Origin of the sequence: Bradyrhizobium tunisiense (genome assembly GCF_042263385.1) — a bacterium.
GTDB lineage: Bacteria > Pseudomonadota > Alphaproteobacteria > Rhizobiales > Xanthobacteraceae > Bradyrhizobium > Bradyrhizobium tunisiense.
Genome location: NZ_JBHLEV010000002.1, coordinates 901,338 through 924,034 on the forward strand (window position 1 = coordinate 901,338; position 22,697 = coordinate 924,034).

General features: G+C 65.2%; 21 protein-coding genes. 8 read left to right on the plus strand and 13 right to left on the minus strand.

Annotated features, from left to right (window positions below; genetic code table 11):
- Nucleotides 1-99 precede the first annotated feature (99 nt).
- Genes nthA through ACFDR6_RS11675 form a run of 3 tightly spaced genes read left to right on the plus strand, consistent with a single transcriptional unit; the run spans nucleotide 100 to nucleotide 1,756 of the window.
- Nucleotides 100-723: a nitrile hydratase subunit alpha gene (nthA, locus tag ACFDR6_RS11665; protein WP_212085305.1), complete on the plus strand. Its 624-nt coding sequence runs from the start codon at nucleotides 100-102 to the stop codon at nucleotides 721-723.
- On the plus strand, nucleotides 720-1,379 hold the full coding sequence (gene nthB / locus ACFDR6_RS11670; protein ID WP_375858340.1) for a nitrile hydratase subunit beta: 660 nt from the start codon (nucleotides 720-722) through the stop codon (nucleotides 1,377-1,379). The genes nthA and nthB overlap by 4 nt, the downstream gene beginning before the upstream one ends.
- A complete protein-coding gene (locus tag ACFDR6_RS11675; protein ID WP_375858342.1) occupies nucleotides 1,379-1,756 on the plus strand; it encodes a nitrile hydratase accessory protein in 378 nt (125 codons plus the stop codon). The genes nthB and ACFDR6_RS11675 overlap by 1 nt, the downstream gene beginning before the upstream one ends.
- 167 nt (nucleotides 1,757-1,923) lie before the next feature.
- On the opposite strand, the gene queC is transcribed toward ACFDR6_RS11675, so the two are convergent.
- Entirely contained in the window at nucleotides 1,924-2,637 is a 714-nt protein-coding gene (gene queC / locus ACFDR6_RS11680) for a 7-cyano-7-deazaguanine synthase QueC (protein ID WP_317239524.1), read from the minus strand.
- A gap of 126 nt (nucleotides 2,638-2,763) precedes the next feature.
- On the opposite strand from queC, the gene mazG reads away from it, so the two are divergent.
- On the plus strand, nucleotides 2,764-3,618 hold the full coding sequence (gene mazG, locus ACFDR6_RS11685) for a nucleoside triphosphate pyrophosphohydrolase (protein ID WP_375858344.1): 855 nt from the start codon (nucleotides 2,764-2,766) through the stop codon (nucleotides 3,616-3,618).
- 115 nt (nucleotides 3,619-3,733) lie between these two features.
- On the opposite strand, the gene hflX is transcribed toward mazG, so the two are convergent.
- From hflX to ACFDR6_RS11705, 4 genes are all read right to left on the minus strand, one after another.
- Nucleotides 3,734-5,116, minus strand: a complete 1,383-nt coding sequence (gene hflX / locus ACFDR6_RS11690; protein ID WP_212085286.1) for a GTPase HflX — start codon at nucleotides 5,114-5,116, stop codon at nucleotides 3,734-3,736.
- 11 nt (nucleotides 5,117-5,127) lie between these two features.
- On the minus strand, nucleotides 5,128-5,376 hold the full coding sequence (gene hfq, locus ACFDR6_RS11695) for an RNA chaperone Hfq (RefSeq protein WP_007591126.1): 249 nt from the start codon (nucleotides 5,374-5,376) through the stop codon (nucleotides 5,128-5,130).
- Nucleotides 5,377-5,686: 310 nt separating this feature from the next.
- On the minus strand, nucleotides 5,687-7,057 hold the full coding sequence (ntrX, locus tag ACFDR6_RS11700; protein WP_212085276.1) for a nitrogen assimilation response regulator NtrX: 1,371 nt from the start codon (nucleotides 7,055-7,057) through the stop codon (nucleotides 5,687-5,689).
- A 17-nt stretch (nucleotides 7,058-7,074) separates the two neighbouring features.
- Complete coding sequence (locus ACFDR6_RS11705) at nucleotides 7,075-9,444, minus strand: sensor histidine kinase (RefSeq protein WP_212085274.1); 2,370 nt, start codon at nucleotides 9,442-9,444, stop codon at nucleotides 7,075-7,077.
- Between the two features lie 177 nt (nucleotides 9,445-9,621).
- On the opposite strand from ACFDR6_RS11705, the gene ACFDR6_RS11710 reads away from it, so the two are divergent.
- Nucleotides 9,622-9,762, plus strand: a complete 141-nt coding sequence (locus ACFDR6_RS11710) for a hypothetical protein (protein ID WP_375847763.1) — start codon at nucleotides 9,622-9,624, stop codon at nucleotides 9,760-9,762.
- A gap of 191 nt (nucleotides 9,763-9,953) precedes the next feature.
- Here ACFDR6_RS11710 and ntrC read toward each other — a convergent pair whose 3' ends face one another.
- Genes ntrC through dusB form a run of 3 tightly spaced genes read right to left on the minus strand, consistent with a single transcriptional unit; the run spans nucleotide 9,954 to nucleotide 13,573 of the window.
- A complete protein-coding gene (ntrC, locus tag ACFDR6_RS11715; protein ID WP_212085272.1) occupies nucleotides 9,954-11,396 on the minus strand; it encodes a nitrogen regulation protein NR(I) in 1,443 nt (480 codons plus the stop codon).
- Between the two features lie 9 nt (nucleotides 11,397-11,405).
- The gene (locus ACFDR6_RS11720) at nucleotides 11,406-12,575 is read right to left on the minus strand and encodes a two-component system sensor histidine kinase NtrB (RefSeq protein ID WP_212085270.1); all 1,170 of its coding nucleotides are present in this window, start codon (nucleotides 12,573-12,575) and stop codon (nucleotides 11,406-11,408) included.
- Nucleotides 12,572-13,573, minus strand: a complete 1,002-nt coding sequence (gene dusB, locus ACFDR6_RS11725) for a tRNA dihydrouridine synthase DusB (protein ID WP_375858565.1) — start codon at nucleotides 13,571-13,573, stop codon at nucleotides 12,572-12,574. Before dusB ends, ACFDR6_RS11720 begins: the two co-directional genes overlap by 4 nt.
- Before the next feature lie 280 nt (nucleotides 13,574-13,853).
- On the opposite strand from dusB, the gene ACFDR6_RS11730 reads away from it, so the two are divergent.
- Both ACFDR6_RS11730 and ACFDR6_RS11735 read left to right on the plus strand, forming a co-directional pair.
- Complete coding sequence (locus tag ACFDR6_RS11730; RefSeq protein WP_317239520.1) at nucleotides 13,854-15,035, plus strand: bifunctional 2-C-methyl-D-erythritol 4-phosphate cytidylyltransferase/2-C-methyl-D-erythritol 2,4-cyclodiphosphate synthase; 1,182 nt, start codon at nucleotides 13,854-13,856, stop codon at nucleotides 15,033-15,035.
- Nucleotides 15,036-15,039: 4 nt separating this feature from the next.
- Nucleotides 15,040-15,645, plus strand: a complete 606-nt coding sequence (locus ACFDR6_RS11735) for a CinA family protein (protein WP_375858346.1) — start codon at nucleotides 15,040-15,042, stop codon at nucleotides 15,643-15,645.
- 6 nt (nucleotides 15,646-15,651) lie between these two features.
- Here the strand turns inward: ACFDR6_RS11735 and ACFDR6_RS11740 are convergent, their stop codons facing one another.
- The 3 genes from ACFDR6_RS11740 to lipA all read right to left on the minus strand — a co-directional run bounded on the left by ACFDR6_RS11740 (nucleotide 15,652) and on the right by lipA (nucleotide 17,979).
- Nucleotides 15,652-16,431 (minus strand): mechanosensitive ion channel family protein, encoded by a 780-nt coding sequence (locus ACFDR6_RS11740; protein WP_375858347.1) that lies wholly within the window; start codon nucleotides 16,429-16,431, stop codon nucleotides 15,652-15,654.
- 102 nt (nucleotides 16,432-16,533) lie between these two features.
- On the minus strand, nucleotides 16,534-17,016 hold the full coding sequence (locus ACFDR6_RS11745) for a type II toxin-antitoxin system RatA family toxin (protein WP_212085255.1): 483 nt from the start codon (nucleotides 17,014-17,016) through the stop codon (nucleotides 16,534-16,536).
- Between the two features lie 6 nt (nucleotides 17,017-17,022).
- On the minus strand, nucleotides 17,023-17,979 hold the full coding sequence (gene lipA / locus ACFDR6_RS11750; RefSeq protein WP_212085253.1) for a lipoyl synthase: 957 nt from the start codon (nucleotides 17,977-17,979) through the stop codon (nucleotides 17,023-17,025).
- Nucleotides 17,980-18,109: 130 nt separating this feature from the next.
- Here lipA and ACFDR6_RS11755 point away from each other — a divergent pair, with 130 nt between their 5' ends.
- On the plus strand, nucleotides 18,110-18,712 hold the full coding sequence (locus ACFDR6_RS11755) for a DNA-3-methyladenine glycosylase (protein WP_375858348.1): 603 nt from the start codon (nucleotides 18,110-18,112) through the stop codon (nucleotides 18,710-18,712).
- Nucleotides 18,713-18,746: 34 nt separating this feature from the next.
- Here ACFDR6_RS11755 and ACFDR6_RS11760 read toward each other — a convergent pair whose 3' ends face one another.
- Both ACFDR6_RS11760 and ACFDR6_RS11765 read right to left on the minus strand, forming a co-directional pair.
- On the minus strand, nucleotides 18,747-21,623 hold the full coding sequence (locus ACFDR6_RS11760) for a valine--tRNA ligase (RefSeq protein WP_375858349.1): 2,877 nt from the start codon (nucleotides 21,621-21,623) through the stop codon (nucleotides 18,747-18,749).
- 127 nt (nucleotides 21,624-21,750) lie between these two features.
- Nucleotides 21,751-22,527 carry a PopZ family protein gene (locus ACFDR6_RS11765; protein WP_375858350.1) on the minus strand — a complete coding sequence of 259 codons (777 nt, stop codon included), beginning with the start codon at nucleotides 22,525-22,527 and terminating at the stop codon, nucleotides 21,751-21,753.
- Nucleotides 22,528-22,697: the final 170 nt, after the last annotated feature.

Here is a 22,697-nt window from a genome sequence, read left to right on the forward strand (position 1 = left end):
CGGCAATGCTAGCCCACATCCGGCCTCACGAATATGGGACCCGGTTGCGCCGCAGCGCATACTCGACAGGCGGGGCTCATTGCCCTTATTCTTCGTCTCATGAGCCACGATCATCATCACGATCACGACCATTCCGAACTGTCGGAGACTGAGCTGCGCGTGCGCGCGCTCGAAACGATCCTGACTGAAAAAGGCTATGTCGAGCCCGCCGCGCTCGACGCCATCATCCAGGCCTATGAGACCAAGATCGGCCCCCACAATGGAGCGCGCGTCGTCGCCAAGGCCTGGACCGATCCGGCCTTCAAAAAGGCGCTGCTGGAGGATGGCTCCAAGGCGGTCGGCACGCTCGGCCATGTCAGCCGCGTGGGCGACCATCTCGTCGTGGTCGAGAACACGCCTGAGCGCCACAACATGGTCGTGTGCACGCTGTGCTCCTGTTACCCCTGGGAGATGCTCGGTCTGCCGCCGGTCTGGTACAAGGCCGCGCCTTATCGCTCGCGGGCCGTGAAGGACCCGCGCGGCGTCCTCGCCGATTTCGACGTCACCTTGCCGAAGGACATCGAAATCCGGGTGTGGGATTCGACCGCCGAAACGCGCTTCCTGGTGCTGCCGATGCGCCCCGCAGGCACGGAAGGCTGGAGCGAGGAGCAGCTCGCCGAGCTCGTGACCCGCGACTCCATGATCGGCACCGGCTTTCCCAGGACACCGGGAGCGCCCTCGTGAACGGCGTGCACGACATGGGCGGCATGGACGGGTTCGGCAAGGTCGAGCCCGAGCCGAACGAGCCGATGTTTCACGAAGAATGGGAATCGCGCGTGCTGGCGATGGTGCGCGCGATGGGCGCTGCCGGAGCCTTCAACATCGACACGTCTCGCTTCTATCGCGAGACCCTGCCGCCGCATGTGTATCTGTCGAGCTCCTATTACAAGAAATGGTTCCTCGGCCTCGAGGAAATGCTGATCGAGAAGGGCTATCTCACGCGAGAGGAAGTCGCCGCCGGCCATGCGATGCAACCGGGGAAGGCGCTCAAGCATGGAAAGTTCGATCTCGGCCAGGTCGAGCGCATCATGGTGCGCGGCAAGTTCGGCCGCCCTGCCCCGGCTCCCGCCAAATTTAACATTGGCGACCGCGTGCGTGCCAAGAACATACACCCGGCCACGCACACCCGGCTGCCGCGCTATGTGCGCGGTCATGTCGGGGTAGTCGAGCTCAACCATGGCTGCCACGTGTTTCCTGATACGGCGGCGATGGAGCTCGGCGAACATCCGCAGTGGCTCTACACCGTCGTGTTCGAGGGCCGCGATCTCTGGGGCGAGGATGGCGATCCCACGCTGAAGGTCTCCATCGACGCCTTCGAGCCCTATCTGGATCCGGCGTGATGAGCGGTGCGCTTGCAGCCGCCGCGACAGCGGCGATCCCGAGCATTCCGCGCGACGACGACGGTCCGGTATTCCGCGCGCCCTGGGAGGCGCATGCCTTCGCGATGGCGTTGACGCTGCACGAGCGCGGCGTGTTCACCTGGCCCGAATGGGCAGCTAGCCTTGCAGACGAGATCAAGCGCGCACAGGCGGCCGGCGATCCCGACACCGGCGAGACCTACTACCTGCACTGGCTCGCCACGCTGGAAAGCCTGGTTGCGCGCAAGGGCGTTGCGTCATTGGACACGCTGCAACGCTACCAGGCCGCCTGGGACCACGCGGCCGATCGCACGCCGCATGGCAAGCCGATCGAGTTGAAGGCCGAGGATTTTGGGTAGGTCGCGCCACTCTTGTGTCCCGGACAAGCTGCAACGCGCAAGCGTTGCGGCGCAGAGCCGGGATCCAGAGGCAACGAACCCCAATGCGGCATGGGCCCCGGCTCTGCAGCGCACCGCTGAAGGAGCGCTGCGCTGCGTCCGGGGTACGAGCGCGTAACGCGGCGAACCTACTTCGCCGCCACGAACTCCCGCCACCCCTTCGCCCGAAGGTCGCATGCCGGGCATTCTCCGCAGCCATAGCCCCAATCATGCTGCGCGCCGCGCATCCCGAGGTAGCAGGTGTGGGAGTGTTCGCGGATGAGATCGACCAGCCCCTCGCCGCCGAGATCCTGCGCGAGCTGCCACGTCGCGGCTTTGTCGATCCACATCAGCGGCGTGTGCAGCTCGAACGTCCGGGCCATGCCGAGCGAGAGCGCGGCCTGCATGGCGCGGATGGTCTCGTCGCGGCAATCGGGATAGCCGGAATAGTCGGTCTCGCACATGCCGCCGACGATGTGGGTGATGCCGCGCCGGTAGGCCAGCGCCGCCGCAAAGGTCAGGAACATCAGGTTGCGGCCGGGCACGAAGGTGTTGGGCAGCCCGTCGGCGCCCATTGCGATCGCGACGTCGCGCGTCAGCGCGGTCTCGGACACCGCCGCCAGCGTCGGGATCGACAGCGTGTGGCTCTCGCCGAGCTTTGCGGCCCAGTCCGCGCGTAGCGCCTTGACGCCGGCGAACAGGCGGCCGCGGCAATCGAGCTCGATGGCGTGGCGCTGGCCGTAGTCGAAGCCCAGTGTCTCCACGCGCGCGAAGCGGCTGAGCGCCCAGGCGAGGCATGTGGTGGAATCCTGGCCGCCGGAGAACAGGACTAGCGCGGTTTGTGATGAAAATGCGTCACTCATGGCCCCGCGCTTTAGCACCGCGGAACGTATCAGCCAATCGGTGGAAATCGGCCCGTTCCGCCCGCCCCCGCTGGGAACGGCGGCCCGCTTTTGGCATAAGGCTGGGACCCAGGAGAGCGCCCCGCAATGACCCCTTCCCGCGACATTTCCCGCCTGATCGAGATCATGGCGGCACTGCGCACGCCGGTGACCGGCTGCCCCTGGGACCTCGAGCAGAATTTCGCGACGATCGCGCCCTATACGATCGAGGAGGCATATGAGGTCGTCGATGCGATCGATCGCGGTGATCTCGATGATCTCCGCGAGGAACTTGGCGACCTGCTGCTGCAAGTGGTGTTCCACGCCCAGATGGCCTCGGAGCAGAATGCCTTCGCGTTCGGAGATGTCGTCGAGGCCATCACCCGCAAGATGATCCGGCGCCATCCCCATGTCTTTGCGGACAAAGACGGCAACCTCGCCTCCTCCCACGTCAAGGAAGTCTGGGACCGCATCAAGGCGGAGGAGAAGGCCGAGCGCGCCGCGCGCCGGCCGCCGGAGCAGGCTCCGACGCACAAATCGCTGCTGTCAGGCGTGAAAACCGGCCAGCCCGCGCTGACGCGTGCCATGGAGCTGCAACGCAAGGCTTCCACCGTCGGCTTCGACTGGAACGACCCGCGCGCGGTGCTGGCAAAGATCCGCGAGGAAGCCGATGAGATCGAGGCCGCGCTCGACCGCAACGACAAGCAGGAACTGGCGGAAGAGACCGGCGATCTCATGTTCGCGCTCGTCAACCTTGCCCGCCATGTCGATGCCGATCCGGACGCCGCATTGCGTGCGACGAACGCGAAATTCGAGCGGCGCTTTGCCTATATCGAACGGGCGCTTGCGGCGCAGGGCCGGACCCTCGAGCAGGCCTCGCTGGCGGAGATGGATGCGCTGTGGAATGAAGCAAAGGGCGAGACGAAGCTGCCTTCCGAGGCCTACAAGGAAGCGCGCCGCTAATTCGCTCCCGGATCAGCGCTCTAGACAGCCCCGCGTTCTCGGGAGCTACGCTTGTCCGGGACGGCAACGTTGTCGGGGCGTCCGCCGTGCAACTCGTTTGCCTGGACGACACTGGTTACCCGGATAGATGCGGCACCGCATCGAACCTCGACACCACGATATCCCGCTTGGTCTCGTCCACCCGCACGGTCATGTCGAAGCGGCCGTCGTGCAGCTCTTTCGAGAGCACCTCGGAATTGCGATGCAGCCAGCTGATGCCGGCACCGTCGGCGGCGTCGATGGAGAGATCGAGCGTGGTGCGTTTGGCGGCCAGACGCTCCTCGATCGCGGCCAGAAGCGCATCGACGCCCTCGCCCGACACGGCCGAGACCAGCATCGCCGGGTGATCCTCAGGCCTGCGCGCCGCGATGTTCAAGAGCTCTTCGCGCTGCTCGGCATCGTAGCGGTCGATCTTGTTCCAGACCTCGATGATGCGGCCTGAATCGTCGGGATTGATGCCGAGCTGGCGCAGCACGGCGTCGACGTCGCTCTGCTGCGCCTCGGCGTCCTCATGCGAGATGTCGCGCACATGCAGGATGACGTCGGCCTCCAGCACCTCTTCCAGCGTGGCACGGAAGGCGGCAACGAGCTGGGTCGGCAGGTTGGAGATGAAACCGACCGTGTCCGACAGCATCGCCTTGCCGCCATGCGGCAGGCTCAGCGCGCGCAAGGTGGGATCGAGCGTGGCAAACAGCATGTCCGCGGCCTGCACGTCGGCGCGCGTCAGGCGGTTGAATAGCGTCGACTTGCCGGCATTGGTGTAGCCGACCAGCGCAACCACGCGATACGGCACGCGCTGGCGTCCGGCACGATGAAGCCGGCGCGTCGCCTGCACCTTCTTCAGCTCGCTCTCGAGCTTGGAGATGCGCTCCTGGATCAGGCGGCGGTCGGCCTCGATCTGGGTCTCGCCGGGACCGCCCATGAATCCGAAGCCGCCGCGCTGGCGCTCCAGATGGGTCCATGAGCGCACGAGGCGCGAGCGCTGGTAGTTGAGATGCGCCAGCTCGACCTGAAGTGAGCCTTCCCTGGTCTTGGCGCGGCGACCGAAGATCTCCAGGATGAGCCCGGTGCGGTCGAGCACCTTGGCGTGCAGTTCCTTTTCGAGATTGCGCTGCTGGATCGGCGCCAGCGCGCAATCCATCACCACAAGCTCGACATCGAGGCTCTTGATCAGCCCGGCAATCTCCTCGACCTTGCCCTTGCCGATATAGGTGGCGGGTCGGATCTGGCTGATCGGCGCGATGATGGCATCTGCAATGACGAGATCGATCGCGCGCGCGAGACCGGCGGCTTCATCGAGCCGGGCTTCGGCGTCACGCTGAACATGTCCCTCCGATTGCGCGTCGGAACTTCCCGCGCGCACCCGCAGATAGGGGCCGATGACCAGCACCCGCCCCGTCTGTTTAGCCCCTGCCGGCCGCGGACGGTCGGCATCCCCGTCGAAGTTCCGGGGTTCCAATCAGATCACTCTCAAGCCGGCTGATCCTCGCCGCCTTCGAACAACTGAATCGGTGCGCCCGGCATGATGGTCGAGATCGCGTGCTTGTAGACAAGCTGCGAGTGACCGTCGCGCCGAAGCAGCAAACAGAAATTGTCGAACCAGGTCACAATGCCCTGGAGCTTCACTCCGTTGACCAGAAAGATCGTCAGTGGCGTCTTGGTTTTGCGAACGTGATTGAGGAAGGTGTCCTGTAGGTTTTGTGCGCGGTCTGCCGCCATTTTTTTTCTCGCTTTGAGTTTCTTTTTATTGCGCCGGTTGCGGCCCTCTTTGTGATGTTCGGGGCCTCTCCCGGTTGCCGTTCCTCATGAGATCCCCCTCGGAAGGAACAGCTGTGCGATTAGAGGACAGGTGGACCTTTTAGGCAAGCCGCTTCACGCGGCAGGGCACGCCCTATTGCCCCGAAAGACTACGGAAATCGATGATTTTCCTGACCTATCCCCGAGATGTCACCGCAGGCTCGCGGCGTTAGACTCTTGTTTTGACGCGTTTTCTTTACGCGAACCGGTATCCACTTCGCCCGAAAACGCTCTAGCCGACACCGAGCGCCTTCAGCTTCCGGTGCAGCGCCGAACGTTCCATGCCAACGAACTCGGCTGTTCGAGAAATATTTCCTGAAAAACGGCTGATCTGTGCAATCAAATAGTCGCGCTCGAATACTTCGCGCGCTTCGCGCAGCGGCAGGCCCATGATGTGCTCGCCGTTGTTGCTGGTCGGCATCGCCGGCACCATGGAGCCGACGTCCTGCGGCAGCATGTCGGCGGTAATGATGACCTCGGGGCCACCCGCAGCTAGAATCATGACTCTCTCAACGTTGTTGCGAAGCTGGCGCACATTGCCCGGCCAGACATGCGATTGGAGCACCGCCATCGCATCCTGCCCGATCTGGCGCTTGGGCAGGCCGCTGCCGGCCGAAATCTGCTCCATGAAGTAGTCGATCAATTCCGGAATGTCCTCGCGCCGTTCCGACAGCGCGGGCACCCGGATCGGCACCACCGAGAGCCGATGATAGAGATCCTCGCGGAAATGGCCGGCCGCGATTTCCTCTTCGAGATTACGCGCGGTCGAGGAGATGATTCGCACATCGACCTGCACCTTGGCTGTGCCGCCGACGCGCTGGAACGATTGCTCCACCAGCACGCGCAGGATCTTGTTCTGCGTCTCGCGCGGCATGTCGGCGATCTCGTCGATGAACAGCGTGCCGCCATGGGCTTCCTCGAGCGCGCCGGGCTTGCGTGCCTGCTCGCCGTTGGACTGCTCGATGCCGAACAGCTCGTGCTCCATGCGCTCAGGCGTGATCGCAGCGGCGTTGATGACGACGAAGGGACCGTCGGCACGGCCCGAGGCCGTGTGCAGCGTGCGCGCGGTCAGCTCCTTGCCGGCGCCGGCGGGGCCGACGATCAGGATGCGGCTGTTGGCCTTGGCCGCGCGCTCGATGGTCTGACGCAGCTGGTTCATGCTGGGCGAGCGGCCGACGAGCTGGCTGGCGCTCGGCGCGAGCTGCTTGAGCTCCTTGACCTCGCGCTTGAGCCGCGAGTTCTCCAGCGCTCTGGTCGCGACCAGGATCAGCCGGTCTGCCTTGAACGGCTTCTCGATGAAGTCGTAGGCGCCGCGCTTGATCGCCGCGACCGCGGTCTCGATGTTGCCGTGCCCGGAGATCATCACCACCGGCAGGTCGGCATTGTCCTTCTTGACCTGCTCCAGGAGCTGCAAGCCGTCGAGCTTGGAGCCCTGCAGCCAGATGTCGAGGAACACCAGATGCGGCCTGCGGTTGGCGATCTCGGCGAGCGCCGAATCGCTGTCGCGCGCGGTCCGGGTCACGAAGCCCTCGTCCTCGAGGATGCCCGCAACGAGATCCCGAATATCGGCCTCATCATCGACAATCAGAATTTCACTTGCCATGGGTCGCGCCCGCCTTGTCAGCTACCTGTTGAGGCTTCGATTTTCGTTGAATCATTGGTCTTTTCAGCCGGCTCTTTGGTTTCGGCCGCCGGCCCTTTTGTTTCCTGCGCCTGACCCTTGACAGCAGCGCCGGCCTGCTCTGCTCGCTCGGCCTTCGCGGGTTGCCCGGAGATCGCAAAGCGCATCCGCATCCAGGCGCCGCGCTGGCCTTCGCGAAAGTCGGAAGCATCCTTCAGCTCGATGCGCCCGCCATGGTCCTCCAGCACGCGGCCGACGATGGCAAGGCCAAGTCCGGTGCCTTTGGCTCGTGTGGTAACATATGGCTCGAGCAGACGCGAGCGCGCGACCTTGGGCAGGCCGATGCCGTTGTCGACCACGTCGATCAGCACGTCCTCGCCTTCGCGCGACACCACGACATCGATGCGGCCTTTTCCGTTTTCACGGCCGAGTTCCTCCGGCGGGACCTGCTCGATCGCCTCGGTGGCGTTCTTGACGATGTTGGTGACCGCCTGGGAGATCAGCCGCCGGTCGAACTGAGCGCGCAGCGGATCCTGCTTGAATTCGGCCTCGATATCGATCTCGGGATGCGCGACCTTCATCAGGAACACCGCCTGCCGCACGGCGTCGGCGACGTCCTCGCCTTCCATCACCGGCTTCGGCATCCGCGCGAAACGCGAGAACTCGTCGACCATGCGGCGGATATCGTCGACCTGGCGCACAATGGTATCGGTGCACTGGTCGAAGATCTGCTTGTCCTTGGTCTCGGTGATGTCCTTGCCGAACTTGCGGCGGATGCGCTCGGCGGAGAGCTGGATCGGCGTCAGGGGATTCTTGATCTCATGCGCGATGCGGCGCGCCACGTCGCCCCAGGCCGAGGTGCGCTGTGCCGAGACCAGCTCGGTGATGTCGTCGAGTGTGATGATGTAACTGTCGTGCGGCTGGTTCTTCTCGGCGCTGACCCGAACCGACAGATTGCGTTCCTGCCCGTCGCGGGTGATCGTGATCTGGCCCTGCACCAGACGCTGGGTCCCCTCCCGCGCCGCCTTCATCATCTCGTCGAGCTCGGGCAGCACGTCGGAGAGCGGGTGGCCGAGCGTCTCGGCTTCGGAGTGCCCGATCAGCTTCTCGGCGGAGCGGTTGAGGATGCCGACGCTGCCGGAGGTATCGACGCCGATGATGCCCGCGCTCGCCGAGGACAGCACGGCCTCGATGAAGCGGCGGCGGCTGTCGATGAGGTCACTGGCGTTGACGAGCTCGTCGCGCTGGCTGCGCAATTCCTGCGTCATCTTGTTGAAGGTCTCGCCGAGTTGCGCGAGATCGCCCTCCGACTGGTGCACCGGCACCTGGACATGGAGATCGCCGGTCGAGACCGTGTGAGCCGCATTCATCAGCCGCCGGATCGGCGAGACCAGCGAATTGGCGAAGTTGAGGCCGATCAGCACCGAAGCCATCAGGATGGTGAGCGCAATCACCGCGAACATCAGCGCAAAGGCGACCTGGATGCCGAGGCGGCGCGACTCGATCTGGGCGTATTCGGCGACGCTGACCTCGGTCTGCTTGAGCTGAGCGACAACATTCGGATCAAGCGGTCGGGCGACATAGAGGAAGGTGTCGTTGAAGGCGCGCAACCGGATCACCGCGGCAACGTAGCTCGCGTCCGGCAGCACCGCGATCTCGGGTTCGTTCTCGTTGACGTTGCTGAGGAAGTCGGGCGCCGGCGGCGAATAAGCGAGCCGCATGCCGGTGTCGGCGGATTCCAGGATGTTGGTGTTCTTGTCGATGATCATCGCGCCAGGCAGGTTGCGGGAGCCGGCGCTGGCGGTGAGCATCTCGCGGAACGAGCGGCGATCCTGGTCGAAGAGCGGCCGGGCGTGCGCGATGTCGTTGGCCATGCCGAGAATGTCACCACGGATCAGCTGCGCATGGTCCTGCATGTAGGCCCGCGCGATCGTCAGCGAGTTCTGGATCACCTGCTTGGTGGGACCGGAGAACAACCGGTCGAGGCCGCGCTCGATGGTGACGTTGGCAACGACGGCGACCAGCACCGCCGGCAGCACCGCCACGATCGAGAACAGGCTGACGATCTGGACATGGAGGCGCGCCGCCGCCCTGCCCCGCCGCCGCGCCAGGATCAGCTGCCAGAGCTCGCGAACGATGATGCCGACCAGCAGCAGGATCGTCGCTGCATTGATCAGGTAGAGCGAGCGGACGATCTCGGGCGTCGGATCAATCGTGGTGAGGCCGGTCAGGACCAGGAAAGTCAGGAAAGCCGACAGCAACGCCAGTGCCACGGCAAAGGGTGCCAGCCAGCGCCTCACCGACCAACGCCGGGGCTCATCTGCTGGGGCCGTGTCAAAGTGTGCGGCCGAGGTGTCTGCGCTGGTCATTCCGGCAATGGCGGTGCTGAAAACGGGTCCGCGACGGGGCGGATACTGATGTATTCGTACCACATTGTTGCCGAATTGCGACAATTCCGCGGCGTCCTCAGCGGGGCGATGGGGCCCATCCACAGCGCAATGCCAAACCAGCGGGAACGGAAGCCGGCTATTCCGGCTTGACCCGGTATGGACAGGATCTTTCTCGCGATAATGGCTTCGGCTGTGCTGCTGCTGATCGTGGCCTCGGACCTGCTGGTCAATGGCCAAGGTCTGCAGGAGCGAGCTGATTTTGCCATGCTGCCGACATCAACTCGCCTGGTCAGATAAGGGGCGGCAGCGCGCCCTGCGGCCAAATGCCGGGATCGTCCCTTTTTAGCGGAACAATTAGGTCCGTCTCGGACTTCTGCTCACCGCGTCAGCCACAACGGCCAGCGCGATCCGGACAGGCTCAGCTCCGCTTTGGTAGGGGGAGCTGAGCCACCTCCGCGCAAACGCGTGTGGCGTTTGTCGCAAGCGAGCTATCCCCCGCTCCGATACACCTGAATATCGAGATCCCGGATCTTCTTGCGCAGCGTGTTGCGGTTGAGGCCGAGCAGGTCCGCGGCGCGGATCTGGTTGCCGCGGGTGGCCGCGAGCGCGGCCGTGAGCAGCGGCACCTCGATCTCCTTGAGGATGCGATGATAGAGGCCGGGCGGCGGCACGCCGTTCGGGAAGCCCTGGAAGTGCGAGGACAGATACGCCTCCACCGCGCCGCCGAGATTGTCGACGCCTTGCTGGACCGCCGCACCCGGACTGACCGTGGGTGGGGCGAGTTCCCCGTCGATGACGGAGCCCGTGATCACGTCCTGCGGATAGAGCGCCGCGAGACGCCGTGCCAAATTCTCCAGTTCGCGCACGTTGCCCGGCCAGCGGTGCTGCTTCATCCGTTCCAGCGCCAGGGTATCCAGCTTCTTCGGCGGCAGCCCGTCCTTCTCGGCCAGCGTGAAGAAGTGCCGCACGAGATCCGGCAGATCCTCGATGCGTTCGCGGAGCGGCGGCAGCCGCAATGGCACGACGTTGAGGCGGAAGAACAGATCCTCGCGGAACATGCCTTGCTGGATCAGCACGCGCAGATCCTTGTTGGAGGCCGCGACGATACGCACGTCGGTCTTGATCGGGGTGCGGCCGCCCACGGTGGTGTATTCGCCCTGCTGCAGCACGCGTAACAGACGGGTCTGCGCCTCCATCGGCATGTCGCCGATCTCGTCGAGGAACAGCGTGCCGCCCTCGGCCTGCTCGAACCGGCCGGAGGCGCGGGTGTTGGCGCCGGTGAAGGCGCCGCGCTCATGGCCGAACAATTCGGATTCGATGAGGTCGCGCGGGATCGCGGCCATATTGACCGCGACGAACGGGCCGTTGCGGCGCTTGCCGTAATCGTGCAGCGCGCGCGCCACCAGCTCCTTGCCGGTTCCGGACTCGCCCGTGATCATCACGGTGAGGTCGGTCTGCATCAGGCGCGCGAGCACGCGGTAGATTTCCTGCATCGCCGGCGAACGGCCGACCAGCGGGATCGCCTCCATCTCGGCGTCCTCGTCCGGCGTCGAGACGCGCTCCTTCGGCTCGGCCAGCGCCCGGCCGACGATGGCGATCAGTTCTTTCAGGTCGAAGGGTTTCGGCAGATATTCGTAGGCCCCGCGCTCGGAAGCGCGGATCGCCGTCATGAACGTGTTCTGCGCGCTCATGACGATGACGGGTAGATTGGGCCGCATCTTCTTGATCCGCGGCAACAGGTCGAAGGCGTTTTCATCCGGCATCACCACGTCGGTGATGACGAGATCGCCTTCCCCCTGGCTGACCCAGCGCCACAGTGTTGCGGCATTGCCGGTGAGTCTGACCTCATAACCGGCCCGGGACAGTGCCTGATTGAGTACGGTGCGGATGGCGGTATCGTCATCAGCTACGAGAATGCTACCTGCGGGCATCGTAAATCCTCATTTCGCCCCCTGTGACACAGGCGACGACTTCCCGGCAGAGTCGGCGCGACTGCTTTGATCGGCATGTTTCACCGATGTGGAATACATCGGCATCAGCACGCGGAAGGTGGTTTTGCGCGGCTGAGATTCGCATTCGATGATGCCCCCGTGATCGCCGACGATCTTGGCGACCAGCGCAAGTCCCAGCCCCGAGCCGGTCTGCTTGGTGGTCACGAAGGGGTCGAACAGGTTGGGCAGGAGATCGTCCGGCACGCCCGGTCCGTTGTCCTTCACGCAGAATTCGAGCGGCAAGGATACCCGGGATTTTTGACCGGGGACTGACAGGCGCACGCCGGGGCGGAAGGCGGTGGTGAGCTGGATCTCGGCGTCGGGCACATCGATCAGGGCTTCCGCGGCGTTCTTCACGAGGTTGAGGAACACCTGGATCAACTGGTCCTGATTCGCCAGCACCGGCGGCAGCGAGGGATCGTAATCCTCGATGAAGCGGATGTTGCGGGCAAAGCCCGACTGCGCCAGCCGCTTCACGTGGTCTAGCACCGAATGGATGTTGACGGGGCCGCGCACCACGGGACGCTCGTCGCCGAACACCTCCATGCGGTCGACCAGCGTCACGATGCGGTCGGCCTCGTCGCAGATCAGGCGCGTCAGCATGCGGTCTTCCGACGAGGCCTGCTGCTCCAGGAGCTGCGCCGCGCCGCGGATGCCGGAGAGCGGGTTCTTGATCTCATGCGCCAGCATCGCGGCCAGCGCGATCACCGAGCGCGCCGCGCTGCGATGGGTGAGCTGGCGGTCCATCTTGTCGGCGATGGAGCGCTCCTGCAGCATCACCACGATATGGCCGGGCCGCTCGGTGAGCGGGGCCACGTGCAGATCGACCTGGCGGTCGCCGCCCATGCGCGGCGTGCCGAGATCGACCTTGTATTCGTTGACCGGCGAGTTCGACGAGCGCACCTGGTCGATCAGCGCCAGCAGCGGGCTGCCGAACGGGACCAGCTCCTTCAGCGACTGCCGCTTCAGGAATTGCGTCGAGATCTCGAAGAAGGCTTCGGTCGCGATGTTGGCGGCAACGATCTTGCCGTCCGGCCCGATCATCAACACGGGATTGGGAAGCGCATCCAGGATCGCGTCGCTGTCGGACGGGCGGCGATGTTCGGCGGCCGAGGTCATGCTGCAGCCCTCCAGGCGAAATCGTCGAAGGCGTCTTGCAGCGATTGATGAACGAGGCGCGGATCTTCGGAGGTCAGGATCTTCTGGCGCCAGGATTTCAGCGTCTCGGCCGGCGCCCGGCTCGCCTCTGCCGCGACGTCGAGCGCCCAGCCCAGATGCTTGCGGGCGTGCCTGAGGCCGACGCGGAAACCATAGAGCGCGCAGACGCCCTCATAGAGCGTGCGGACATAATGCAGCTGGGTCGCGAGCGAGGGCGCTAGTTCCTCCGCCCCGCCCTTCAGGCGGCGGCCGATCTGGCCCGGAAGCCAGGGCTGGCCTTGCGCGCCGCGGCCGATCATCACGGCATCGGCGCCGGAGGCCTCGAGGGCGGCGAGCGCCTTGTCATAAGTGGTGATGTCGCCGTTGACCACGAGCGGAATGGCGATGGCTTCGCGCACGGCGCGGATCGCATCCCAATCGGCCTCGCCCTTGTAGAACTGGCTGCGGGTGCGGCCATGCACCGTGACGAGCTTGATTCCGGCGGCTTCCGCGCGCAGCGCCAGCTCCGGTGCGTTGCGCGTCCGATCGTCCCAGCCCAGCCGCATCTTCAGCGTCACCGGCACATTCACCGCCGCGATGGTCGCCTCGATCAGGCTGAGGGCATGGTCGAGGTCGCGCATCAGGGCCGAGCCGGACTGGCCGCCGGTGACGTGGCGGGCCGGACAGCCCATGTTGATGTCGATGATATCGGCGCCTTCGGCTTCGGCGATCCGAGCCCCCTCGGCCATCCAGTGGGTCTCGCAGCCGGCGAGCTGGACCACGTGCGGACCGATTCCGGTGGCTTCGCAACGCAACCGGGACCTCCGGTGCCCGTTGGCGAGCTCATCGCTCGCGGTCATTTCGGACACGACGAGACCGGCCCCAAGCTCGGCGGCCAGCTTGCGGACGGGCGAGTCCGTCACCCCCGACATCGGCGCCAGGAAGACCGGGGTGGCGACATCAATATCGCCTATTTTCAGCGGCTTAGAGCCGGATATTGCTGAACCGGTCACAGGGGTCTCGTCACTGGGCGGCGCCTCATCGCGCCTGCCATGACCTATCTTGCGCACAATTCTTGTGCAGTCAAGCGTCATGCCTACAGTTTAGACAATTCTGCAAATCTTGCAAGTGCAGTGCAGCAAAATGCTGTTTCCAACAATCCGGGGAAACCCCCTTTTTTTGCGGGCCTGCCGTGCTAGAGGCATGCGGCAATCACCCCACTCCCCCGACTCTTCATCATCAATTGAGTATTTGAGTCCTATGGCGAAATCACAGCGCACCGCAGTCGTCCTTGTCGCGGCCGGTCGGGGCTTGCGCGCTGGCGCCGGCGGGCCGAAGCAATATCGCGAGATCGGCGGCGTGCCCGTGATCTATCGCGCCATGGAAGCCTTCAGCCGCCACGCCGACGTGTTCGCGGTGCAGCCGGTGGTGAATCCCGATGACAGCGCGATGTTCACGGCCGCGGTCGCGGGGCTCCGGCACGAGCCGCCGACCAATGGCGGGGCGACGCGGCAGGCGTCCGTGCTTGCCGGCCTCGAGGCCCTGGTCAAGCACCGGCCCGATATCGTGCTGATCCATGACGCCGCCCGCCCCTTCGTCTCGGAAGGATTGATCTCGCGTGCGATCGAGGCGGCGAGCCGCACCGGCGCTGCGATCCCCGCCATTGCTGTGACCGACACGATCAAGCTCACGGGCGATGGCGGACATGTCGAGGGCACGCCGGATCGCGCGCGGCTGCGAATCGCGCAGACGCCGCAATCCTTTCGTTTCGACGTCATCCTCGAGGCGCATCGTCGCGCGGCGAAGGACGGCCGCAGCGATTTCACCGACGATGCCGCGATTGCCGAATGGGCGGGATTGACGGTTGCAACCTTTGAAGGCGATGTTGCCAACATGAAGCTCACCACTCCCGAGGATTTCGTGCGCGAGGAAGCGCGCCTGGCGGCCCAGCTCGGCGATATCAGGACCGGCACCGGCTACGACGTGCACGCCTTCGGCGAGGGCGACCACCTCATGCTCTGCGGCGTGCGCGTGCCGCATACTAGAGGCTTTCTCGCCCATTCCGATGGCGATGTCGGCCTGCATGCGCTGGTCGACGCCATCCTCGGCGCGCTCGCCGACGGCGACATCGGCTCGCACTTTCCGCCGAGCGATGCGAAGTGGAAGGGCGCCTCCTCCGACCAGTTCCTGAAATACGCCATCGAGCGCGTCACCCAGCGCGGCGGCCGCATCGCCAATCTCGAGGTCACCATGATCTGCGAGCGGCCGAAGATTGGCCCGTTGCGCGACACCATGCGCGCACGCATCGCCGAGATCTCCGGCATCGACGTCTCGCGCGTCGCGGTGAAGGCGACCACCAGCGAGCGGCTCGGCTTCACCGGCCGCGAGGAAGGCATCGCGGCCACCGCGAGCGCCACCATCCGTCTTCCCTGGAGCATGTAGGATCATGGGCGGCAGCGACGCACGCGCCCTCTCCCGCTCGCTGCTCGATCTGTGCCGGATGCGCAAGCTGACGATCGCGACCGCTGAGTCCTGCACCGGCGGCCTTGTCGCCGGCGCGCTGACCGACATCCCCGGCTCCTCTGATGTCATCGATCGCGGCTTCGTCACCTATTCCAACGATGCCAAGCGCGCGATGCTCGGGATCGAGGCGAGCACGCTCACCAATTTCGGCGCCGTCAGCAAGGAGACCGCAACCGCGATGGCCGTCGGCGCGCTGGAGCGTGCCGGCGTCGATCTCGCCGTCGCCATCACCGGCATTGCCGGTCCCGGCGGTGCAACGCCCGGCAAGCCGGTCGGTCTCGTGCACTTCGCAGCAGCCGCGCGCGATGGCCGGATCATCCACCGCGAGCATCGTTTCGGCGCGATCGGCCGCACCGCCGTGCGTCAGCGCTCCGTCGTCGAGGCGCTGCGCATGCTGATGGAACTCGCCCGCGGCCCGCAGGCCCCGACCAAGCCGCGCGCCGCCGCAACCCGCCTGCGCCCGCGCGTCACCCGCTCGCCGCGGCGGCACGCGGTGAAGCGCAGGCCGACGCGGTCGCCACGGAGCTGACGCGCCTCACGCCACCGCGAGCAGCGCGCTGGCATGGTCGAGCACGCACTGCTTGACCGCTCCGACCTCCGAGGGTTTCGCCTTCGCGCTGACCGTCAATTCCAGGATCGGTGCCGCGGGATTGCCGACGTCGAGCACCTTTGTGACCGAGACCGTCGGTTGCGCCTGGTCGTCGATGCGAGAGTCGTTGCGAAGCTCCTCGAGGATGCGATCCGCAAGCGTATTGGCCGCGCCGGCCGGGACCGGAAAAGCCACCTTGACCTCTCCCGTGCCGGGGTAGGCGCTGTGGTTGATGATGGCCGCGCCCCATACCTGCCCGTTCGGCAACAGGATCTGCGTGTTGTCGGGCGCGACCAGCTCGGTCATGAACAGCGACAGCGACTTCACCTTGCCCGCCTTTCCGGCCACCTCGACGTCGTCGCCGATGTGAAAGGGCCGGAACAGCAGCAGCATCACGCCGGCCGCAAGATTGGAGAGCGTGCCTTGAAGCGCGAGGCCGATGGCGAGTGATGTCGCGCCCAGCACGGCGACAAGGCTCGCGGTCTGGATGCCGAAGAGCTGGAGCACGGCGATGCCGACCACCGCGAGCACGCCGTAGCGCGCAAGACTGCCCACGAACAAGGTCACCAGCGGGTCGACGCGGTGCGTGACGTTCAACAGGCGAGTGACGAACCGCTGCATTGCGCCGGACAGATACCAGCCGATCGCGAGCAACAGCACCGCATAGATCGCGTTCAAGCCATACAGGACGAGCGAGGCCTTCAGCGTGTCGAAATTGATCGTCATGGCAGCTCCAACCCGGACAATCCGTACTGAACTCGCGGCAGTGCGAATTGATCCCTCGTGGCGGCCGAGGGGAACACGGCCCGACACTCCCGATCTTAAGGACTACGACGAGGCCAGCTTCGGTCGCCCGTAGATCGCATCCGCCCGCTTCTCGAAGGCGGTGGAGAATCGCGCGAAGGCGGCATCGAACATCGAGCCCATCAGCAGTGCAAGCATGCGGCTCCTGAACTCGTAGGACAGGAAGAACCCGACGTCGCAGACGCCATCGCCCTGCTCTTGGCCTTTGGGCTCGAACGTCCAGCGGTTTTCGAGATTGCTGAAAGGACCTTGCAGATACTCGACGAGAATTTTCAAATTGGCGCGGTCGAGGCTCACCCGGCTGGTGAAGGATTCCTTGACCAGCTTGAACGACACCGTCATGTCAGCGACCAGCACCTCGGTGCCGTCGGGCTTGGCCATCCGTTGGCGCACCTTCAACGCGCTGCACAGCGGCACGAACTCCGGATAGCGCTCGACGTCGGCGACCAGATCGAACATCTCGGAGGCGCTGTGATTGACACGGCGCTTGCTCGAAAATTTGGGCATGGCGGTTCAGCGGGCGGTCGCGGCCCGCGCGGCCTTCAGTCTCGCGAAATCCTCGCCGGCATGATGCGACGAGCGGGTGAGCGGGCTCGCCGACACCATCAGGAAGCCCTTGGTATAGGCAACCTTCTCGTAGGAGGCGAACTCGTCCGGCGGCACATAGCGCATCACGGCGTGGTGCTTGCGGGTCGGCTGGAGATACTGGCCGATGGTCAGGAAATCGACCTCGGCCGAGCGCAGATCGTCCATCACCTGCTGCACCTCGTGGCGCTCCTCGCCGAGGCCGACCATGATGCCGGACTTGGTGAAGATGGTGGGATCGAGTTCCTTGACCCGCTGCAACAGCCGGATCGAGTGGAAATAGCGCGCGCCGGGCCGCACCGTGAGATAGCGCGACGGCACGGTCTCGAGATTGTGGTTGAAGACGTCGGGCTTGGCGGCAACGACCACTTCGAGCGCGCCTTGTTTGCGCAGGAAGTCGGGCGTGAGGATCTCGATCGTGGTCGAGGGACATGCCGCGCGGATGGCGCGGATCGTCTCCGCGAAATGCTGGGCGCCTCCATCAGCGAGGTCGTCGCGGTCGACCGAGGTGATGACGACATGGGCAAGGCCAAGCTTGGCGACGGCCTCGGCGACGTTCTGCGGCTCCGCTGCGTCCAGCGCATTCGGCAGGCCGGTCTTGACGTTGCAGAAGGCGCAGGCACGGGTGCAGGTGTCACCCATGATCATGAAGGTGGCGTGCTTCTTGTCCCAGCACTCACCGATGTTCGGGCAGCCCGCCTCCTCGCATACCGTGTGCAGGCCGTTGGACCGCACGATGTTGCGGGTGTCGGCATAGCCGCGGGTATTGGGGGCGCGCACGCGGATCCAGTCCGGCTTCGGCGGGGAAGCGGAGTCAGGCCGGTTCACCTTTTCGGGGTGGCGCGGGCGCAGCGGGTTCGAGATGGTATCGACAATAACGACCATGGGGTGTCCGGTCTGTTCAGGTCCTACCTAGTCGGTCTGGACAGGCATCGCAACCCGGCTCGCACCGCTTCAGGGAACATGGCAGATATGGGCAATATCCTGCTCTGTTCTCAAGCGATTCTCACCTCGAATGGCTCCACCTCCGAAGACATCAACACCGCGGCTCGGCAAGCCGCTCAAGCGTGCCTTTTTCGGCCGCAGCGTCCACGAGGTCGCGCCCGACCTGATCGGCGCGACGATGCTGGTCGACGGCGTCGGCGGCATCATCGTCGAGGTCGAGGCCTATCATCATACCGACCCGGCGGCGCATTCTTATAACGGGCCGACGCCGCGGAACCAGGTGATGTTCGGCCCTCCCGGCTATGCCTATGTCTACCGTTCCTACGGCATCCACTGGTGCGTCAATTTTGTCTGCGAGGAGGAAGGCTCGGCGAGCGCCGTGCTGATCCGCGCGCTGGAGCCGACGCATGGCTTGGCTGCGATGCGCCGCCGCCGTCATCTCCAGGATTTGCAGGCGCTCTGCTCGGGCCCGGGCAAGTTGACCGAGGCGCTTGGCATCACCATCGCGCACAACGCCCTGCCGTTGGACCGGCCGCCGATCGCACTGCATGCGCGGACGGAGGACGTCGAGGTCGTGACCGGCATCCGGATCGGCATTACCAAGGCGGTCGAGCTGCCCTGGCGCTACGGAGTCAGGAGCTCGAAGTTTCTCAGCAAGCCGTTTCCGAAATAGGGACAGAGCCCATTCCACTTCGCTGGAAAACGCTTCAGGACGCCTGCTTCAGCCGTTCCATGGCTTCGAGCAGCTTGGCCTTGCGTGCCAGCGCGGCCTCGCGCTTTTCGCGCTCCTCCTCGACGACCTCCTCGGCCGCGTTGGCGACGAATTTCTCGTTCGCCAGCTTGGATTCGGCGCGCTTGATGTCGGCGTCGGCCTTGCCGATCTCCTTGTCGAGACGCGTGCGTTCGGCGGCGACGTCGATCACGCCCTTGAGCGGCAGCGCGGCCACCTCGCCGCGCACGAGCAACTGAACCGCACCGTCGGGCGCACGGTCGGCGAAGGAGATGTCCGACAGCCGCGCCATGCGCTTGATGACATCGGTCCAGCGCGGCGCGCGCTCCTTCGTTTCAGTCGATGCGCCGGCGAGCACCAGCGCCGTCAGCGTCGCCGGCGGGATGTTCATCTCGGCGCGCACCGAGCGGATCTGAGTGACGAGGTCGATGACCCAGCCGATCTCGGCCTCGGCCGCAGGGTCAGCGAAGTCGGCATGGTCGAAGATCGGCAGCACCCAGGCCGGCGAGCTGAGCGGATCGATCGGCCCTGTCGTCGCCGCAAGCATCGCAAGCTGCTCCGGTGTCGGCTCGTCCCGCTTCAGGGGCCACGGCGCCAGTGCGAGCAGGCCGTCGCGCTTCGCCGTCACCTCCCACAACTCTTCGGTGATGAAGGGCATGAAGGGGTGCAGCAGCTTCAGGATCTCGTCGCGCGCCCAGGCGACCATGGCGCGGGTCTCGTCCTTGGCGGGACTGTCCGGGCCAAGCAGCACGGGCTTGGCGAGCTCGACATACCAGTCGCAATAGACGTTCCAGACGAAGCGATAGATCGCCCCCGCGGCATCGTTGAAGCGATAGGCTTCGATCGCCTCGGTCACCTCGCGTGTGGTGTGCGCGCTCTCATGCGCGATCCAGCGGTTCAGCGTTTCCTTCGCCTTCGCCGGCTCGAAACCATTCGGCACGGCGCAGTGGTTCATCTCGGCGAAGCGGGACGCATTCCAGAGCTTGGTCGCGAAATTGCGATAGCCCTCGACGCGGCTGGTGGCGAGCTTGATATCGCGGCCCTGCGCCGCCATCGCGGCCAGCGTGAAGCGCAGCGCGTCCGCGCCGTATTCGTCGATCAGGCTGAGCGGATCGATGACGTTGCCCTTCGACTTCGACATCTTGGCGCCCTTCTCGTCGCGGACGAGGGCGTGGATGTAGATGGTCGAGAACGGCACCTCCTTCATGAAGTGCAGGCCCATCATCATCATGCGGGCGACCCAGAAGAAGATGATGTCGAAGCCGGTCACCAGCGCGTTGGTCGGATAGTAGCGCTGCACCTCGGGGGCGTCTTCGGGCCAGCCGAGCGTCGAGAACGGCCACAGCGCCGAGGAGAACCAGGTGTCGAGCACGTCCTCGTCGCGCGTGATGAAGCCTTCGCGCTTGTTGCGGTCGAGCGCCATCTCGCGGCCCTGCTCGACGGTGATGACCTCCTGCTCGACGTAATAGCCGAGCGCGTGGCTGACGGCCTCCTCCTCGGTTTCGGCGACGAACACCTTGCCGTCAGGGCCGTACCAGGCCGGAATCTGATGGCCCCACCAGAGCTGGCGCGAGATGCACCAGGGCTGGATGTTCTCCATCCATTCGAAATAGGTCTTTTCCCAGTTCTTCGGCACGAAGGAGGTTTCACCCGAGCGGACCGCCGCGATCGCGGGTTTCGCGAGTGTCTTCGCGTCGACGTACCACTGGTCGGTCAAATATGGCTCGATCACGCTGTTCGAGCGGTCGCCGTGCGGCACCATGTGGGTGTGCGGCTCGATCCGCTCGACGAAGCCGAACGATTCCAACCGCTCGACGATGCGCTTACGCGAGACGAAGCGATCAACCTTGTGGAACTCCTCAGCGAACTGCGATGCGCCTTCGGGCAGGTCGCGCAGGTAGTCCTCGTTGTCGACGAGATCGAGGCAGCCTTCCCTGTCGATCACGCTGATGCGGCGCAGGCCGTGGCGATTGCCGACCTCGAAGTCGTTGAAATCGTGCGCCGGGGTGATCTTCACCGCGCCCGAGCCCTTTTCCGGATCGGAATAGTCGTCGGCAACGATCGCGATCTTGCGGCCGACCAGCGGCAGGATCACGTTCTTGCCGACGAGCTTCTGATAGCGCTCATCCTCGGGATGCACGGCAACGCCGGTGTCGCCGAGCATGGTCTCGGGGCGCGTGGTGGCGACGACGATGAAGGTCGAGGGATCATCGGGATTGAAATTCCTGCCCTCGATCGGGTAGCGCAGATACCAGAGGTGGCCCTTGACCTCGGTCTGCTGCACTTCGAGATCCGAGATCGCAGTCAGCAGCTTGGTGTCCCAGTTCACCAGCCGCTTGTCCTTGTAGATCAGCCCCTCGCGGTGCAGTTCGACGAACACCTTGACGACGGCTTTCGACAGGCCCTCGTCCATCGTGAAGCGCTCGCGCGACCAGTCGCAGGACGCGCCGAGCCGCTTGAGCTGGTTGATGATGGTGTCGCCGCTCTCGGCTTTCCATTGCCAGACCCGCTCCAGGAATTTCTCGCGCCCCATCTCGCGCCGGCCGGGCTGCTGGCGTTCCATCAGCTGCCGCTCGACCACCATCTGGGTCGCGATGCCGGCATGGTCGGTGCCGGGCTGCCACAGCACGTCACGGCCGCGCATGCGCTCGAACCGGCACAGGATGTCCTGCAGCGTGTTGTTGAGGGCATGGCCCATGTGCAGCGAGCCCGTCACGTTCGGCGGCGGGATCACGATGGTAAACGGCACGGCGTCGCGGCGGTCGGGACGGCCGGCCTTGAAGGCAAGGCTGTCCTCCCACACCACGGACATGCGGGCTTCGATATCGGCGGGCTGGTAATTTTTTTCGATCATGGGGTCGTTAGAAAGCCGCGCGGGCGGATCAAGTCAACGGGAAGCTCAGCGGCAAAGGGCATTCGGCCCGGTCCGCAGGCCGAATATGCCACGGGAGCAGGGCTATATCGGGGCCGAACCGCCGGTCTCAGCGGCCGCCGCGCGAGACCCGCTCGATTTCGGCCTTCACGATGCGTTCAACCAGGCCCGGCAAATTGTCGTCGAGCCAGGATTTCAGCATCGGACGCAGCATCTCCTTGACCAGATCCTCCAGCGTCCGCGCATTGCTGCTGAGCACCGTATGGGCCAGGGAGTTGAAGGCGGATTCGACCGCCGAGACCGTCGACTGCGCGAGCATGGGCTGCTGCGGCGGCAGCGGCGGGGCGTCGAAATCCACCGGCGCATAGGACGGCGGCGGCGTTGGACGCGGCGGAGGCGATTCGGCGAATTCGAGATCGTCGCGCGGCTCGACCTTCCGGAAGCTTGGTGGCGGCGGAGGCGGCGTCGGATCCACCGCCATCTCGTCGGTCAATTCGAGCACGTCGGGTTCGGGCTCAGGCTCGGGTTCTGGCGCACGGACCTCGGGCGCAGGCGTAGCCGCGTCGAGCCCCGCCAGCAGCGCGTCGATGTCGTCCTGGTTGTTGGACGCATCCGCCGCAGGCGCGGGTGGCGGCGCTGGAGCGGGCTTTGCTGCCGGTGGCGGCACGGGCTTCTCGGCGACAGGCTTGGCGGCGGCGGGAGCGACCTTGGATGGCGGAATGTCGTTCATCGCCTGCGGCTTCGGCGGCGCGGCCGGTGCCGCGGCTTTCTCGGGCTTGGCGGTCTCAGCCGGCGGCGGCTTGGCCTCATCGTCGGCAATGATGCGCCGGATCGAGGCCAGAATCTCCTCCATCGAGGGTTCTGTGACCTTTGCAGGCTGCGTCATCTCCGACTCCACATCATCAACGCCCTCGCATGCGCTGTTTTACACCAAGCACGACAGGATTGGCCGGTTCCGCAACGGGAGCCCCGACATTTTCGTCGCGGCAGCCCGACTTGTCCCCAGATCACGGCTCAACGTGCAGCGGTGCGCCCCTGCCCCCGGCACTCGAGCTT

Coding starts and splice junctions, on each gene's coding strand:
- ACFDR6_RS11720 (WP_212085270.1), bottom strand. CDS start 12,575: ATGACCTCGGCCGCCGAACATCGCCGCCCGTCCGACAGCGACGCGATC.
- ACFDR6_RS11675 (WP_375858342.1), top strand. CDS start 1,379: ATGAGCGGTGCGCTTGCAGCCGCCGCGACAGCGGCGATCCCGAGCATT.
- mazG (WP_375858344.1), top strand. CDS start 2,764: ATGACCCCTTCCCGCGACATTTCCCGCCTGATCGAGATCATGGCGGCA.
- ACFDR6_RS11735 (WP_375858346.1), top strand. CDS start 15,040: ATGGGCGGCAGCGACGCACGCGCCCTCTCCCGCTCGCTGCTCGATCTG.
- ntrC (WP_212085272.1), bottom strand. CDS start 11,396: ATGCCCGCAGGTAGCATTCTCGTAGCTGATGACGATACCGCCATCCGC.
- ACFDR6_RS11745 (WP_212085255.1), bottom strand. CDS start 17,016: ATGCCCAAATTTTCGAGCAAGCGCCGTGTCAATCACAGCGCCTCCGAG.
- ACFDR6_RS11730 (WP_317239520.1), top strand. CDS start 13,854: ATGGCGAAATCACAGCGCACCGCAGTCGTCCTTGTCGCGGCCGGTCGG.
- ACFDR6_RS11760 (WP_375858349.1), bottom strand. CDS start 21,623: ATGATCGAAAAAAATTACCAGCCCGCCGATATCGAAGCCCGCATGTCC.
- ACFDR6_RS11740 (WP_375858347.1), bottom strand. CDS start 16,431: ATGACGATCAATTTCGACACGCTGAAGGCCTCGCTCGTCCTGTATGGC.
- ACFDR6_RS11710 (WP_375847763.1), top strand. CDS start 9,622: ATGGACAGGATCTTTCTCGCGATAATGGCTTCGGCTGTGCTGCTGCTG.
- queC (WP_317239524.1), bottom strand. CDS start 2,637: ATGAGTGACGCATTTTCATCACAAACCGCGCTAGTCCTGTTCTCCGGC.
- ntrX (WP_212085276.1), bottom strand. CDS start 7,057: ATGGCAAGTGAAATTCTGATTGTCGATGATGAGGCCGATATTCGGGAT.
- ACFDR6_RS11755 (WP_375858348.1), top strand. CDS start 18,110: ATGGCTCCACCTCCGAAGACATCAACACCGCGGCTCGGCAAGCCGCTC.
- lipA (WP_212085253.1), bottom strand. CDS start 17,979: ATGGTCGTTATTGTCGATACCATCTCGAACCCGCTGCGCCCGCGCCAC.
- nthA (WP_212085305.1), top strand. CDS start 100: ATGAGCCACGATCATCATCACGATCACGACCATTCCGAACTGTCGGAG.
- hfq (WP_007591126.1), bottom strand. CDS start 5,376: ATGGCGGCAGACCGCGCACAAAACCTACAGGACACCTTCCTCAATCAC.
- ACFDR6_RS11765 (WP_375858350.1), bottom strand. CDS start 22,527: ATGACGCAGCCTGCAAAGGTCACAGAACCCTCGATGGAGGAGATTCTG.
- ACFDR6_RS11705 (WP_212085274.1), bottom strand. CDS start 9,444: ATGACCAGCGCAGACACCTCGGCCGCACACTTTGACACGGCCCCAGCA.